Annotated in this window: 13 protein-coding genes and 1 pseudogene; 4 read left to right on the top strand and 10 right to left on the bottom strand. The window is 70.7% G+C overall.

Translation table 11 applies throughout. The features are described from left to right. Window positions 1-3 precede the first annotated feature (3 nt). The 5 genes from ACQUSR_RS06090 to ACQUSR_RS06070 all read right to left on the bottom strand — a co-directional run bounded on the left by ACQUSR_RS06090 (window position 4) and on the right by ACQUSR_RS06070 (window position 7,412). Window positions 4-963: an HpcH/HpaI aldolase/citrate lyase family protein gene (locus ACQUSR_RS06090; RefSeq protein WP_431041508.1), complete on the bottom strand. Its 960-nt coding sequence runs from the start codon at window positions 961-963 to the stop codon at window positions 4-6. Then, a complete protein-coding gene (locus ACQUSR_RS06085; RefSeq protein WP_431041507.1) occupies window positions 960-2,972 on the bottom strand; it encodes a protein meaA in 2,013 nt (670 codons plus the stop codon). The genes ACQUSR_RS06090 and ACQUSR_RS06085 overlap by 4 nt, the downstream gene beginning before the upstream one ends. A 9-nt stretch (window positions 2,973-2,981) precedes the next feature. Then, window positions 2,982-4,319, bottom strand: coding sequence for a crotonyl-CoA carboxylase/reductase (gene ccrA, locus ACQUSR_RS06080; RefSeq protein ID WP_431041506.1), 1,338 nt, complete (start codon window positions 4,317-4,319; stop codon window positions 2,982-2,984). A 374-nt stretch (window positions 4,320-4,693) separates the two neighbouring features. Further along, window positions 4,694-5,509, bottom strand: a complete 816-nt coding sequence (locus ACQUSR_RS06075) for a TetR family transcriptional regulator (RefSeq protein ID WP_431041505.1) — start codon at window positions 5,507-5,509, stop codon at window positions 4,694-4,696. 85 nt (window positions 5,510-5,594) lie between these two features. Further along, window positions 5,595-7,412 (bottom strand): 3-hydroxyacyl-CoA dehydrogenase family protein, encoded by a 1,818-nt coding sequence (locus ACQUSR_RS06070; RefSeq protein WP_431041504.1) that lies wholly within the window; start codon window positions 7,410-7,412, stop codon window positions 5,595-5,597. A 361-nt stretch (window positions 7,413-7,773) separates the two neighbouring features. Here ACQUSR_RS06070 and ACQUSR_RS06065 point away from each other — a divergent pair, with 361 nt between their 5' ends. Further along, on the top strand, window positions 7,774-8,643 hold the full coding sequence (locus ACQUSR_RS06065) for a HEAT repeat domain-containing protein (RefSeq protein ID WP_431041503.1): 870 nt from the start codon (window positions 7,774-7,776) through the stop codon (window positions 8,641-8,643). Here ACQUSR_RS06065 and ACQUSR_RS06060 read toward each other — a convergent pair. From ACQUSR_RS06060 to ACQUSR_RS06045, 4 genes and pseudogenes are all read right to left on the bottom strand, one after another. Then, complete coding sequence (locus ACQUSR_RS06060) at window positions 8,610-9,137, bottom strand: GNAT family N-acetyltransferase (RefSeq protein ID WP_431041502.1); 528 nt, start codon at window positions 9,135-9,137, stop codon at window positions 8,610-8,612. The two genes, ACQUSR_RS06065 and ACQUSR_RS06060, sit on opposite strands and share 34 nt — an antisense overlap. A gap of 88 nt (window positions 9,138-9,225) precedes the next feature. After that, complete coding sequence (locus ACQUSR_RS06055) at window positions 9,226-9,699, bottom strand: pyridoxamine 5'-phosphate oxidase family protein (protein WP_431041501.1); 474 nt, start codon at window positions 9,697-9,699, stop codon at window positions 9,226-9,228. A 62-nt stretch (window positions 9,700-9,761) separates the two neighbouring features. Next, window positions 9,762-10,166, bottom strand: coding sequence for a RidA family protein (locus ACQUSR_RS06050; RefSeq protein ID WP_431041500.1), 405 nt, complete (start codon window positions 10,164-10,166; stop codon window positions 9,762-9,764). A 75-nt stretch (window positions 10,167-10,241) separates the two neighbouring features. Further along, window positions 10,242-11,066: pseudogene (locus tag ACQUSR_RS06045) on the bottom strand (radical SAM protein); the annotation flags it as partial. An 81-nt stretch (window positions 11,067-11,147) separates the two neighbouring features. Between ACQUSR_RS06045 and ACQUSR_RS06040 the strand changes: the two are divergent. From ACQUSR_RS06040 to ACQUSR_RS06030, 3 genes are all read left to right on the top strand, one after another. Beyond that, window positions 11,148-12,737, top strand: coding sequence for a recombinase family protein (locus ACQUSR_RS06040; RefSeq protein WP_431041499.1), 1,590 nt, complete (start codon window positions 11,148-11,150; stop codon window positions 12,735-12,737). Window positions 12,738-13,512: 775 nt separating this feature from the next. Further along, complete coding sequence (locus ACQUSR_RS06035) at window positions 13,513-13,818, top strand: HNH endonuclease (RefSeq protein ID WP_431041498.1); 306 nt, start codon at window positions 13,513-13,515, stop codon at window positions 13,816-13,818. Then, on the top strand, window positions 13,773-13,955 hold the full coding sequence (locus tag ACQUSR_RS06030) for an HNH endonuclease (RefSeq protein WP_431041497.1): 183 nt from the start codon (window positions 13,773-13,775) through the stop codon (window positions 13,953-13,955). The genes ACQUSR_RS06035 and ACQUSR_RS06030 overlap by 46 nt, the downstream gene beginning before the upstream one ends. Here ACQUSR_RS06030 and ACQUSR_RS06025 read toward each other — a convergent pair. Further along, on the bottom strand, window positions 13,918-14,184 hold the full coding sequence (locus ACQUSR_RS06025) for a GNAT family N-acetyltransferase (protein WP_431041496.1): 267 nt from the start codon (window positions 14,182-14,184) through the stop codon (window positions 13,918-13,920). The genes ACQUSR_RS06030 and ACQUSR_RS06025 overlap by 38 nt on opposite strands. Between the last annotated feature and the right edge of the window lie 30 nt (window positions 14,185-14,214).

The following is a 14,214-nucleotide window of genomic DNA, read 5'->3' as shown; positions in this document are numbered from 1 at the left end:
CGGTTACGCCTCCGGGGCCTCGAACTTGCTGGTGCGCTGCATACCGGCGGCGCGGCCCTTGCCCGCGATCACCAGCGCCATCTTGCGGCTGGCCTCGTCGATCATCTCGTCGCCGAGCATCGCCGAGCCCTTCTTGCCGCCCGCCTCGGACGTGCACCACTCGTACGCGTCCAGGATCAGCTCGGCGTGGTCGTAGTCCTCCTGGGTGGGGGAGAAGACCTCGTTGGCCGCCTCGACCTGGCCCGGGTGCAGCACCCACTTGCCGTCGAAGCCCAGCGCCGCCGCCCGGCCCGCGACCTCGCGGTAGCCGTCCACGTTCTTGATCTGGAGGTACGGGCCGTCGATGGCCTGGAGGTCGTGCGTACGGGCGGCCATCAGGATGCGCATCAGGATGTAGTGGTACGCGTCGGCCGGGTAGCCCGGCGGCTGCTCGCCGACGACCAGCGACTTCATGTTGATCGAGGCCATGAAGTCGGCCGGGCCGAAGATGATGGTCTCCAGGCGCGGCGAGGCGGCGGCGATCGCGTCGACGTTCACCAGGCCCTTGGCGTTCTCGATCTGCGCCTCGATGCCGATCCGGCCGACCTCGAAGCCCATCGTCTTCTCGATCTGGGTCAGCAGCAGGTCCAGCGCCACGATCTGCTGGGCGTCCTGCACCTTGGGCAGCATGATGCAGTCGAGGTTCTGGCCCGCGCCCTCGACGACCGTGATCACGTCCCGGTACGTCCAGTGGGTGGTCCAGTCGTTGACCCGCACGACCCGGGTCTTGCCCGTCCAGTCACCGTTGTTCAGGAAGTCCACGATCGTGTGCCGCGCGCCCTCCTTGGCGAGCGGCGCGCACGCGTCCTCCAGGTCCAGGAAGACCTGGTCGGCGGGGAGCCCCTGGGCCTTCTCCAGGAAGCGCGGGTTCGAGCCCGGGACGGCCAGGCACGAGCGGCGCGGACGCAGACGGTTGACGGTCATGCGGGAACCTCCAGAGGGTCGAGCTTGTTCGCTTTCCGGATCTCGTCGACGATACGGCCGATGATCTCCGTGATGCCGAAGTCCTTGGGCGTGAAGACGGCCGCGACTCCGGCCTCGCGCAGCGCGGCGGCGTCGGCGGACGGAATGATGCCGCCCGCGATGACGGGCATGTCACCCGCCCCGGCCGCGCGCAGCCGCTCCACGACGTCGGGGACCAGTTCGGCGTGTGATCCGGAGAGGATGGAGACGCCGACGCAGTGCACGTCCTCCGCGACGGCGGCGGAGACGATCTGCTCGGGGGTCAGCCGGATCCCCTGGTAGACCACCTCGAAGCCCGCGTCCCGGGCCCGTACGGCGATCTGCTCGGCGCCGTTGCTGTGACCGTCCAGACCGGGCTTGCCGACCAGCAGCCGCAGCTTGCCGGAGCCCAGCTCCTCGGCGGTACGGGCCACCTTCTCCCGCACCGCGGCAAGCGGCGTGCCGGCTTCCGCGGTGACCGCCACCGGGGCGCTGCTGACGCCCGTCGGGGCGCGGAACTCGCCGAACACGTCCCGCAGCGCCCACGCCCACTCGCCGGTCGTCACGCCCGCGCGGGCGCACCGGAGCGTGGCGGCGAACAGGTTCTCCTCGCCCGCCGCCGCCTTCTTCAGCGCCGACAGCGACTCCTGCGCCGACACCTCGTCGCGGTCGTCCCGCCACCGGTGCAGGGCGGCGACCACCCGTTCCTCGTTGGCGGCGTCCACCGTCATGATCGCGGTGTCCAGGTCGGCGGTGAGCGGGTTGGGCTCGGTGGACTCGTAGCAGTTGACGCCGACGATCTTCTCCTCGCCGGCCTCGATCCGCGCCCGGCGCTGCGCGTGCGAGGAGACCAGCTCCGACTTCAGATAGCCGGACTCGACGGCGGCCATCGCGCCGCCCATCTCCTGGATCCGGTCGATCTCGGCCAGGCACTCGGTGACCAGGGCGTCCACCTTGGCCTCGATGACATGGCTGCCGGCGAAGATGTCGTCGTACTCCAGCAGGTCGCTCTCGTGCGCGAGGACCTGCTGGATGCGCAGGCTCCACTGCTGGTCCCAGGGGCGGGGCAGCCCCAGGGCCTCGTTCCAGGCCGGGAGCTGGACGGCACGCGCGCGTGCGTCCTTGGAGAGGGTGACGGCCAGCATCTCCAGGACGATGCGCTGGACGTTGTTCTCCGGCTGCGCCTCGGTCAGCCCGAGGGAGTTGACCTGGACGCCGTAGCGGAACCGGCGCTGCTTGGGGTTGTCGATGCCGTACCGCTCACGCGTGATCTTGTCCCAGATGCGGCCGAAGGCGCGCATCTTGCACATCTCCTCGACGAACCGGACCCCGGCGTTGACGAAGAAGGAGATCCGTGCGACGACGTCGCCCCTGCGGTCCTCGGGGACCTGGCCGGAGGCGAACACCGCGTCGAGCACGGCGATCGCGGTGGACATCGCGTACGAGATCTCCTGGACCGGAGTGGCCCCCGCCTCCTGCAAGTGGTAGCTGCAGATGTTGATCGGGTTCCACTTCGGGATGTGGTTGACCGTGTACGTGATCATGTCGGTCGTCAGCCGCAGCGAGGGACCGGGCGGGAAGACGTACGTCCCGCGCGACAGGTACTCCTTGACGATGTCGTTCTGCGTCGTCCCCTGGAGCTTGGTGACGTCCGCGCCCTGCTCCTCCGCGACGACCTGGTACAGCGCGAGCAGCCACATGGCGGTCGCGTTGATGGTCATCGAGGTGTTCATCTGCTCCAGCGGGATGTCCTGGAACAGCCGCCGCATGTCGCCGAGGTGGGAGACCGGGACCCCGACCCGGCCGACCTCGCCGCGGGCGAGGATGTGGTCGGGGTCGTAGCCGGTCTGCGTCGGCAGGTCGAACGCCACCGAAAGGCCCGTCTGGCCCTTGGCGAGGTTGCGCCGGTACAGCTCGTTGGACGCCTCGGCGGTGGAGTGCCCGGCGTACGTCCGCATCAGCCACGGACGGTCTTTACGACGTTCTGTCATGCGTGTGTCTCACACATTCCGGAAGCGGTTGATGGCGTCGATGTGCTGGTCGCGCAGTTCCTGGTCGCGCACGCCCATGCCCTCCTCGGGGGCCAGGCACAGCACGCCGACCTTGCCCTGGTGGAGGTTGCGGTGGACGTCGTACGCCGCCTGGCCCGTCTCCTCCAGGGAGTACGTCTTCGACAGCGTCGGGTGGATCTTGCCCTTGGCGATCAGGCGGTTGGCCTCCCACGCCTCGCGGTAGTTGGCGAAGTGCGAGCCGACGATCCGCTTCAGCGACATCCACAGGTAGCGGTTGTCGTACTCGTGGTTGTAGCCGGAGGTGGACGCGCAGGTGACGATGGTGCCGCCCTTGCGGGTGACGTAGACGGACGCGCCGAAGGTCTCGCGGCCGGGGTGCTCGAAGACGATGTCCACGTCCTCGCCGCCGGTCAGTTCGCGGATGCGCTTGCCGAGGCGCTTCCACTCCCTGGGGTCCTGGGTGTGCTCGTCCTTCCAGAACTTGTAGCCCTCGGCGGTGCGGTCGATGATCGCCGTGGCGCCCATGGACCGGCAGATCTCCGCCTTCTGGGGGCTGGAGACCACACAGATGGGGTTGGCCCCGCCGGCGAGCGCGAACTGGGTGGCGTACGAGCCGAGTCCGCCGCTGGCGCCCCAGATCAGGACGTTGTCGCCCTGCTTCATCCCGGCGCCGTTGCGGGAGACCAGCTGCCGGTACGCGGTCGAGTTGACCAGCCCCGGCGCGGCCGCCTCCTCCCAGCTCAGATGCCGCGGCTTGGGCATCAGCTGGTTGGACTTCACCAGCGCGATCTCGGCCAGCCCGCCGAAGTTGGTCTCGAAGCCCCAGATGCGCTGCTCGGGGTCGAGCATCGTGTCGTCGTGGCCGTCGGCGCTCTCCAGCTCCACCGACAGGCAGTGCGCCACGACCTCGTCGCCGGGCTTCCAGGCGTTGACGCCGGGGCCGGTGCGCAGCACGACGCCCGCCAGGTCGGAGCCGATGATGTGGTACGGGAGGTCGTGCCGCTTGGTGAGCGGGGAGAGCTTGCCGTACCGCTCCAGGAAGGCGAAGGTCGGCAGCGGCTCGAAGATCGAGGTCCACACGGAGTTGTAGTTGACCGAGCTGGCCATCACGGCGACGAGTGCCTCGCCGGGGCCGAGTTCGGGCACCGGGACCTGGTCCAGGTGGAGGGACTTGCGGGGGTCCTTCTCGCGGGTGGGGAGGCCGGCGAACATCTCGGCCTCGTCCTTGTGCACCGTGATCGCGCGGTACGAGTCGGGCAGGGGGAGCGCCGCGAAGTCCGCTGGCGTGGTGTCGGTCGCGAGGATCGCGTCCAGGATCTCGTTCACTTGGGCCTCCGGCGAAGCGTCTGGGAACGCTTGAGGGAACGCTGGGGTCGATGACGGGTGGTGCTGACGGTGCCGTCGGTTCGGCGGAGGTGGTGCTCGGCGGTGCGCGGGGTGGGGCGCTCTCTGCAGTGCCTGTGACGCAGGCGTCCGGGCGCGCGACCAAGGGTTGCGGGGACAGCCGACGCGCGACGGTTCTCTGCGCGCCGGCCGCCCGGACACCCTCAAGCTATGGCACCGCGTGCCATGAGACAAGACACTGGGTGCCAACAATTTCCCTCAGGTGGCGTCCGCCGTGCTCGCATGAGCAAAACGGCCGCCCCGTGGCGGGGCGGCCGCTTCTGTCTGTGTGTGATTGTGTGCGATAAGTTGATCGATCAGTCGCGCTTGAGTGCCCGCTCGATGGTCCGCATGACCTCCGCCAGCGGGGCGTCCGTACGCGCCACCGCCACCAGCACCTCGCCCTCGGTGGACGCGGTGGCCGCCGGGCCCCTGCCGCCCGGGGCCGTCCGCCCGGCCCCGATGCCGGTCCCGAACGTCTCCCGCACGATCGCGAAGGCGTGGTCCAGCTGCGCCTCCACATCGCCCTGCCCCCCGGCGCGCAGCCAGCGCCGCAGCACATGGTTGTGCGCGGTGACCACGGCGGACGCCGCGACCTCCGCCAGCAGCGGATCGTCGTCGCCGACCTGGTGCGCCCCCTCGTCGAAGTGGCCCAGCAGATAGCGGGTGAACAGCCGCTCGTACCGGGCGACGGAGGCGATCTCGGCCTCCCGCAGCGCGGGCACCTCGCGGGTCAGCCGGTAGCGCTCCACCGACGCGGCCGGGGAGGCCGCGTACATCCTCATGACCTCCTTGATGCCCCGGCACACGGTGTCCAGCGGGTTCTCATGCGGCGGCGCGGCCTCCAGGACCGCCTCCGCCCGCACCAGGGTGTCGTCGTGGTCGGGGAAGATCGCCTCTTCCTTGGAGCGGAAGTGGCGGAAGAACGTGCGCCGGGCGACCCCTGCCGCGGCCGCGATCTCGTCGACCGTCGTCGCCTCGTAGCCCTTCGTCGCGAACAACTCCATCGCGGCGGCCGCCAGTTTGCGGCGCATGGTCAGCCGCTGGGCGGCGGCGCGGCGCGAACCGGCGCTCTCGGGACCTTCCGGGGAGATGCTGCGGTTCACACGTGCGGACTTCACGGGCTGGGACATGTGGGGAACGTAACACGCCGAAGAGTGCGTGTGCCGGGGCGGACCGCTGTCGGGCTCCAGCAGCCCGCCCCACCCCGGGACCTCGTCAGGCCTTCGCATACTCGCGGAAGCCGCGCCCCGTCTTACGCCCGAGGCAGCCCGCCGCGACCAGGTGCTCCAGCAGCGGCGCGGGCGCCAGGCCGGGGTCGCGGAACTCGCGGTGCAGCACCTTCTCGATCGCCAGCGACACGTCCAGGCCGACCACGTCCAGCAGCTCGAAGGGGCCCATCGGGTAGCCGCCGCCCAGCTTCATCGCCGCGTCGATGTCGTCCAGCGACGCGTAGTGCTCCTGCACCATCTTCACCGCGTTGTTCAGATACGGGAACAGCAGCGCGTTGACGATGAACCCGGCCCGGTCGCCGCAGTCCACCGGGTGCTTGCGCACCTTCGCGCACACGGCGCGCACGGTCGCGTGCACGTCGTCACCGGTGAGCACGGTCCGCACCACCTCGACGAGCTTCATCGCCGGCGCCGGGTTGAAGAAGTGCATGCCGATCACGTCCTGCGGCCGCGACGTGGCACGGGCGCAGGCGACCACCGGCAGCGAGGAGGTGGTGGTGGCCAGCACGGCACCCGGCTTGCACACCTTGTCCAGGGACTGGAACAGCTGCTGCTTGACGGCCAGGTCCTCGGCGACCGCCTCCACCGCCAGGTCCACCTCCGCGAAGGCGTCCAATGAGCCGGCCGGAGTGATCCGCGCCAGCGTCTCCTCCCGGGCCTCGGCGGTCATCCGCCCCTTGTCGACAGAGCGCTTCAGCGACTTGGCGATCCGGGCCTTGGCGGTGTCCGCCTTCTCCTGGCTCCGGGCCGCCAGCACCACCGCGAAGCCCGCCTTGGCGAAGACCTCGGCGATCCCGCTGGCCATGGTGCCCGAACCGGCGACCCCGACGCTGCGCACCGTGCGGCTCGCGGCCAGCTCGTGCGCGTCTCCCGGCGTCTCCGCGTCCGCCACGACCTCCGCACCGCCCGGCGCCGCGTAGGTGTAGAAGCCGCGACCCGCCTTGCGGCCGGTCAGCCCCGCCTCGCTGAGCTGGCCGAGGATCGGTGCGGGTGCGTGCAGCCGGTCGCCGGACGCGGCGTACATCGCCTCCAGCACGGTACGGGCGGTGTCCACGCCGATCAGGTCCAGCAGCGCCAGCGGCCCCATCGGCAGCCCGCAGCCGAGCCGCATCGCGGCGTCGATGTCCTCGCGCGTGGCGTACTTCGACTCGTACATCGCCGCGGCCTGGTTGAGGTAGCCGAACAGCAGCCCGTCGGCGACGAAACCGGGCCGGTCGCCCACCGCCACCGGCTCCTTGCCCAGCTCGCGGGCCAGCTCGGTGACCGCGGTGACGGCCGCCGGAGCGGTCAGCACCGAGGAGACGACCTCCACCAGCTTCATGGCCGGCGCGGGGTTGAAGAAGTGCAGTCCGAGCACCCGCTCGGGGCGCGCGGAGTCGGCGGCCAGCCGGGTCACCGACAGCGCGTTGGTGCCGGTCGCCAGGATCGCCTCCGGCCGGACGACCGCGTCCAGGGCGGTGAAGACCTCGTGCTTGGTGGCGTAGTCCTCCGGCACGACCTCGATGACCAGGTCCGCCTCGGCGGCGGCGGACAGCTCGGTGGAGGTGCGGAAGCGGGCCAGGATCTCCGTCCGCTCGGCCTCGGTGATCTTCTCCCGGCGCACGGCGCGCGCGGTCGAGGCGTCCAGGGCGGCGGAGGCACCTTCGGCGGCGGCCGCGCTGATGTCGATACCGATCACCTGGCGGCCGGCGCGGGCGAGCACCTCGGCGATACCGGTGCCCATCGTGCCGAGGCCGACGACGGCGATCACGCGGAGGGCGGAGGAGGGGGCGGAGGAGGGATCAGGGGTGGACTGACGGTCCATCGCGAGACTCCAGAGGGTGTTCCCCGGGCATGGGGAGGGTGACGACTGAGGGAGCTCCGGTTCCGCGAGAAGACGCCATCGGCGTTACACGGAAAGGGAGTTAGGAGCTGCTGGGCGGGCACCACTGGTCGTAGAAACCCGCGAGCAACATGTGCGGCCGGCCCTGTCCCGGGGCCTGGCCCTACTTCGAGTGCCGAACCGACTTCACTCATGGCGGCTGCGTCACCAGGCCGCCCGAGCACGGAGTGCTGCTCGTGTCCCGGAGCTTAACTCGCGGGTAACCGAGAACGCCAGAGCTCGTTCGTAACTCAAGCGCTGTGGCGCGCGCCACTGCGTACAGCCACTGGGGAGGCACCGGCCCATGGAAGACGATTTCCGCGCCCTGGCCGACAGGGTGCGCGCTTCGCTCACGTCCCCGCAGGAGACGGCGGCGTACGTCCGGCTGCTCGGCCTGGTACGCGAGCGCACCCCCGCCGCTCGCGAAGAGCTCGCCCGCGTACTGGTCGCACCGGAGCAGCCGCTGTGGGCGCGGGAGACCGCCGCCTATGTGCTCGGCAGCGCGGGAGACCGCCGGGCCTTCGAGACGCTCGTGCTCATGCTCAACTACCGCGACCCGGTGCGCTGCGTCACCGCCGCGCGGGCGCTGGCCCGGCTCGGCGACCCGCGCACCGCCCGCGCGGCGGCGGCCCTGGCCACCAACCCGGTGCGCACCCATTACGCCCTGCACCCGATCCGGCTGCTGGTCGAACTGCGCGCGCCGGAGTCCGCGCCCGCCCTGATCGCCACCCTGGAGCGGCTGCTGTCCTCCAACGATCACCACTGGCCGATCGCCCGCGCCTGTGTGGAGGGGCTGGGCGCGCTCGGCGACCCGCGGGCCATCCCGGTGCTGACGGCGGCCAGCGCGTATCCGCAGCTGACGGCGGCGGCCTCCGCGGCACTCGCCCGCGCGGAGTCCGGCACCGAGGTCCAGCCCGGGCCGCGGCCCCAGCCGGGGGCCCGTCCGGGACCGAAGCAGGGCACGCGTCCGGGACCTCAGGGGGGAGCCCGCACGGCGCCTCAGCAAGGCACTCGTCCAGGACCTCAGCAGGGGGCTCGCCCAGGGTCCCAGGAGGGAGCCCGGCCGCAGCCCGGCGCGCGCCCGCAGTCAGGGCTGCGGGCCCAGCCCCCGGTGCCCCGGAGCCGCCCCGGCACCCGGCCTCAGCCGGAGACGCGGCCCAAGCCGAGTACGTAGCGCAGCTCGGGCACGGCGGCGCCGTCCACGTCGTACGACTCCTCCCCGCCGTCCGGCGTGAAACCCGCCCGCTCATAGAAGCGCCGCGCACGCGCGTTCCCCTTGAGCACCCACAACCGCAGCCGGGGGAAGCCGCGCTCGGTGACCCGCGCGAGCGTCTCGCCCAGCAGCGCGCGCCCGACGCCGGTGCCCACCAGCTCCGGGCGGGCATAGAGGGCGTACAGCTCCGCGTCCCCGCTGGGCAGGTCGCGCTCGCGGTACGGTCCGAAGCACGCCCAGCCCGCGACGCCGCCGTCCGCCGTCTCCGCGACCAGGTTCACCACGTCGCCCAGTCCGCGCGAGAAGAACTCCCGGCGCCGCGCCGCGTCCTCGGCCACGCTCAGGGCATCCAGGTGCGCCTGGGGCATCAGCCCGGTGTACGCCGCCTGCCAGCCGCGCACCCGCACCGCCGCCACGGCGTCGATGTCCGCCTCGGTCATCTCCCGTACCCGCATACGAACCACCATAGGAGCGGGGACAACCGGTTTTCGGGGGCGCGGAGACGGCGCCGGGAACTCGGCCCGCCCTGCTCGCGGCCGGAGGCTAGGCGAGCCACTCGCCGTCGCGCATGATGAGCCGCTCGGGCAGCTCGTTCTCCTCCCGCCAGGCCCTGATCACACGCGGTGTGACGCGCAGGTAGACCCACTCGTCGCGGTCGCGGGGGTCCCACCCGAGCTTCGCCGCGAAGGCGTCCGCCGAGGCCACCGGGAGGCGCGGGCCCTCGATCGCCGTCGCCCTGCCCTTCACGAGCACCACGTCGCGGGTCCCGTCGAGCGTGACCGTGACCGGTCCGCCGGCCATGAGATTCCGGGCGGTGGGAGTGGTGCGCCGGGTGCACATCAGGAGCGTGCCGTCGTCCCACACGAACTCCAGCGGCACCAGGCAGGGCTGACCGTCACCGGAGGCGGTGGCAACCCATGCGTCGATGTCCTTCTCCAGCCGCGCGAGGGTGTCCTGCCTCCGCTGCCCGCGACTGCGCGGCTCCGGGTGCCCGTTCTCGTCGTTCTGATCGCTCATGGCCGCGACGCTAACAACAGCCGCCGCGGCACGGATCGGGCGCGAGACCTCGGCCGCGGGACCTAGGTGGTCTCGCCCACGATCGCGTACGCCTCGATCTCCAGCAGCAGCTCCGGCCGGATCAGCGCCGTGACCTGGACCGCCGAACTGGCCGGCGGGCGGGCCGGGTCGACGACCTCGTCGCGGGCCTCGCGTATCGGCGGCAGATGGTCGATGTCGGTGACGAAGTAGGTCAGCTTCACCACGTCGGCGAAGGTCGCGCCCGCCGCCGCCAGGCAGCGCCCCAGGTTGGCGAAGACCTGGCGGGCTTGGGCCGCCGGGTCCCCCTCGCCCACCAGGTCGCCCTTCTCGTCCAGGGCGATCTGGCCCGAGACCGCCACGAACCGCCCCGTGCCCCAGACGACGTGGCTGTAGCCGGTGCCGGGTGCCAGGCCCTCGGGGGCCGCCACGTGGTGGAGCTGCGTCATGGGAACTCCTCGCTGTCCTCGGCCCAACGGTCGTACGGGCCCGGGACGATCATCGCGCACGGCACCGACAATCGCTCACAGCAGCGACAACTGGGTGGCTTCGGGGGCGGTTGCGGGCGACGGCTCGGGGGCGGGGGCGCGGCGGTCCGCGCTCGGCCGCCACGGGCCGATGCCGTACTCCGCCGCCAGCTCGTGCACCTGGCCGGTCACGCGCCGCTGGTACCACTTCGGGGCGTACGCCCCGTCCGCGTACAGCGCCTCGTACCGGCGCACCAGACGCGGATGGTGCCGGGCCAGCCAGGACATGAACCACTCGCGCGCACCCGGCCGCAGATGCAGCACCAGCGGGGTCACCGACGTGGCACCGGCCGCCGCGATGGCCCGTACCGTGGCGCGCAGTTGCGACGGGGAGTCGCCCAGGTACGGGATGACCGGGGCCATCAGCACCCCGCACGGGATGCCGCGGTCGGCGAGGGTCCGTACGACGTCCAGCCGCCGCTCGGGGGACGGGGTGCCCGGCTCGACCGTGCGCCACAGCTCGGCGTCGGTGAAGCCGACGGAGACCGAGACGCCGACGTCGGTCACCTCCGCGGCGCGGCACAGCAGCTCCAGGTCGCGCAGGATCAGGGTCCCCTTGGTGAGGATGGAGAACGGGTTGGCGCGCTCGGCGAGCGCGGTGAGGATGCCGGGCATCAGCCGGTATCGGCCCTCGGCGCGCTGGTAGCAGTCGACATTGGTGCCCATCGCGATGTGCTCGCCCCGCCAGCGGCGGGAGGCCAGCTCGTGGCGGAGCAACTCGGGGGCGTTGAGCTTCACCACGATCTGGGAGTCGAAGCCGAGCCCGGTGTCGAGGTCCAGATAGCCGTGGGTCCGGCGCGCGAAGCAGTAGACGCACCCGTACCGATCAGAGTCACAACGGGTGGCAACTGAGGGGTGCCCATACCTATATCAGCAGGTAGGGGGCATGTTCCCATGGAGCCCATGAGGGTCTTCACGTACCGCCGCATCTCCCGGGTGACGGAGCGCACCACCAGCATCGAGCGGCAGGGAGAGCACTGCGCCGCTGAGTGCGACCGTCGCGGGTGGAAGATCGTGGACGACTTCGCCGACGAAGGGGTCAGCGGCGCGACGGACCCGGAAGACCGCCCGGCCATGTCCAAGATGCTCGCCAGGCTGGACGAAGTGGACGCCATCGTGTTTTACAAGCTGGACCGTCTGTCCCGGTCCACGCTGGCGTTCGCTGAGCTGATGGAGCGGTGCAAGAGGGCTGGGGTCGCCCTGGTGAGCTGCACGGAGCCGCTTGATCTCTCGTCTCCGATGGGTGTCGCCATGGCGGAGATCATCGCGGTGTTCGCCAAGCTGGAGCGAGCCATGATCCGCGAGCGGTCCATGGACGCACGGCGCAAGGGGCTGGAGTCCAACAAGTTCGTCGGGGGCCGCTTCCCGTACGGGCTGACCCCGGCCCCGCACCCGTCTGGCAAGGGGCGCACCCTGGTACGCGACCCGGAAGCCGTCAAGGTCATCCGGCGCATGGCCATGCTCATCACCGCTGGGCACTCCGCTACGGCCGTCGCCAAGATGCTCAACGACGAAGGGGTGCCCACTTCCCGGCAGCAGGGGGCGACCGCGAAGCGCGCAAGCGGGCACGAGGCGCGCGACACCTACTGGCGGGGGAACGCGGTGCGCGCCATCCTCCGCAATCAGGTGCAGTTGGGCTACCGGGTGGGCGCGAACGGCCGACCGGAGACCGGGCCGGACGGGTTGCCGCTGGTTGTCTGGGAACCCGTGCTCACCTGGGAGGAGTGGGAGGCCGTGCAGGCGGCTCTCGACACCATGGAGGTCACCCGGACGCAGCGCCATGATGCGCACTGGTTGCAGGCGGCCACGCGCTGCGGAGTGTGCGACGTCAGGATGACTCAGACCGTGGCGCACGGCCACACGGGGTTGAAGTGCTCACAGCCCAACGAACTGCGCCACAAGCCCGCGCCGTTCATCCGGACCACTGACCTTGAGGACTGGGTGAACGAGCGGATGACGACCGTCTACGGCCATATGCGGGTGGTGGAGAACGTGTGGCACCCCGGCAGCAGCAACCGACAGGAAAGGTTGGTCGTGGCGTCCGCCATTAAGGCCATGCGCGCAGACCGTGAGGCAGGGCTCTACAAGGGGGCGGAGGACGAAGCGGAGTACCGGGAGAAGATGACCGCGCTACTCTCCCGCCGTGATGTGCTGGACGCGACGCCGGACACCGAACCGCACTGGGAGACGCGCGACACGGGCCGCACCTTCGGCGAGCTCTGGGAGTCGTCCACGCTGGCGGCCCGCGCGGCCCTGCTGGCGAACGCGGGGCTTGTGATCCGGGTTGAGCCTGCCGGGGGCAAGCGTCTGCCCGTGGGGGAGCGCGCCCGCATCGAACCGGAAGACCCGGAAGCCGCAGCGTTGGCAGCCATCGCCGCCGACCTGGAAGACGAAGCTTCCACGCCCGCTCGGCGTGCTCCCCTGACGCCGGAACAGCATGAGGAGATCAGACAGGACCTCTTGGACGACATCGCGCAGCAAGAGGCCCTGTAGGCCTGCCTGAGCGCCGTTCACGGCTCGTTGCTGGGGAAACCTGGTGGCGGGCCGTTCGGCGTTCCTGGCAGCGTGTGTGACCTGCGGGGTTGCTGTCAGTGGGTCTGGCTAGGGTCGGGGGCGACATCGGACTTCGGTCACGGATTCGTCGGGGGAGTGGTGGAACGACGTTCACGGGGTGGGTCTCGGTTTCCGCTGATTTGCTTCTTTGGGCCCTGTCCTGCCCCCCGTCCCAATCCTTGCGGTTACTGGCTTGCAGCGCCCCCGCAGCAAGCCTTCATGATCAACAAAAATGGAAGAGGTGGGGTGTCGCTTGACGGCCCTTGACGAGTCGCGCGCCACGTGTTCGGAGTGCCTTGGTCCGCGTCCACGTTCCGACCGTGGGACGTGTGGTGCGCCGTTGTGTATCGAGTCGGCCCGGTTGCAGATCGCTGCCCGTAAGGCGCGTGAGGCGGTGCGTACTGCCGCTGGTGCTCCGCGTTGTCATCGGTGTGATGAGCCGCATGGTCGGGAGGCGTGGGCGCTGTACTGCCTGCGCTGCGCTGAGGAAGTGGACGAATCGCGCCGGGCTGAGCGCCGTAAGCGGGTGGAGCAGAGGCGGCAAGAGGCCGCCGCAAAGCCGTGCCAGGGGCCGAAGTGTTCGAACCCTGTGGGTGTGTCGGGTGGCCGGGGCCGTCTGTACTGCTCCGAGGAGTGCAGCCGTGCCGCTGAGTATGTCCGCAAGCGTGCCCGGACGAAGCGCGAGCCGGTGCCGTGTCGGCGCTGCGGTAAGCCTGTGGTGCTCAAGTTCCGCGATGGGGTGTGCCGTGACTGCCAGAAGACTCAGCGCACCGTGGCGCGTCGGGTGACGGTCCAGCGCAAGGTGCGGGAGGCGCACGGGGATGCCGGGTGTTTCCACTGCTCGGCTCCGCTGCCCGAGGGAGGGGTGATTGATCACCTGATCCCGATATCGCGGGGTGGCCTGTCAACGGTCGCCAACCTGCGTGTGGTCTGCGTGCTCTGCAACGCGTCGAAGAAGGACCAGTTGATGGACGAGTGGTCGCCGCCGCATCTGTCGGCGCGCGCGGTGACGGTGGTTTGATCCCCGTACCGCTGGACGCGGACCACGCGGGGCCCCTCGCGACGGGAGGGGCCGACACGGACGGGAATGTGCAGGTGCTGTGCCGCGGGTGCCACCAGCTCAAGACGAACACGGAGTTCGGGGCGCGGGTTTCCTGACCATGGTGTCTGTGCCGGGCACCGCTTCGAAGCCATGGCGCTGGTACCAGGCTGTGAGCGCTTCGGCGGCGAGTCCGGCAGGGTTGGGCTGCACCTGGAGCATCAGCGTGATGCCCTCAGCATCAGCGTCCATGCACACGTCCCGCAGTACCTCGCTGCCCCATCCGCGTCCCCGAGCTTTGGGGCGGACGACGATGCGGGTGATGAGCGATGGCCCGGGACCGTGCATGTGCTCGTGAGCCTGTAGCGCCTGCCTGCC

Origin of the sequence: Streptomyces sp. P1-3, from assembly GCF_050613155.1 — a bacterium.
Lineage (GTDB): Bacteria > Actinomycetota > Actinomycetes > Streptomycetales > Streptomycetaceae > Streptomyces.
The sequence above is the reverse complement of the archived record's forward strand: the minus strand, read 5'-3'. Positions and strand labels throughout refer to the sequence as shown.

Excerpts from the sequence above, each read along its gene's own strand:
- ACQUSR_RS06090 (WP_431041508.1), bottom strand. The coding sequence starts at position 963 with ATGACCGTCAACCGTCTGCGTCCGCGCCGCTCGTGCCTGGCCGTCCCG.
- ACQUSR_RS06085 (WP_431041507.1), bottom strand. The coding sequence starts at position 2,972 with ATGACAGAACGTCGTAAAGACCGTCCGTGGCTGATGCGGACGTACGCC.
- ACQUSR_RS06075 (WP_431041505.1), bottom strand. The coding sequence starts at position 5,509 with ATGTCCCAGCCCGTGAAGTCCGCACGTGTGAACCGCAGCATCTCCCCG.
- ACQUSR_RS06070 (WP_431041504.1), bottom strand. The coding sequence starts at position 7,412 with ATGGACCGTCAGTCCACCCCTGATCCCTCCTCCGCCCCCTCCTCCGCC.
- ACQUSR_RS06065 (WP_431041503.1), top strand. The coding sequence starts at position 7,774 with ATGGAAGACGATTTCCGCGCCCTGGCCGACAGGGTGCGCGCTTCGCTC.
- ACQUSR_RS06060 (WP_431041502.1), bottom strand. The coding sequence starts at position 9,137 with ATGCGGGTACGGGAGATGACCGAGGCGGACATCGACGCCGTGGCGGCG.
- ACQUSR_RS06055 (WP_431041501.1), bottom strand. The coding sequence starts at position 9,699 with ATGAGCGATCAGAACGACGAGAACGGGCACCCGGAGCCGCGCAGTCGC.
- ACQUSR_RS06050 (WP_431041500.1), bottom strand. The coding sequence starts at position 10,166 with ATGACGCAGCTCCACCACGTGGCGGCCCCCGAGGGCCTGGCACCCGGC.
- ACQUSR_RS06040 (WP_431041499.1), top strand. The coding sequence starts at position 11,148 with ATGAGGGTCTTCACGTACCGCCGCATCTCCCGGGTGACGGAGCGCACC.
- ACQUSR_RS06025 (WP_431041496.1), bottom strand. The coding sequence starts at position 14,184 with ATGCACGGTCCCGGGCCATCGCTCATCACCCGCATCGTCGTCCGCCCC.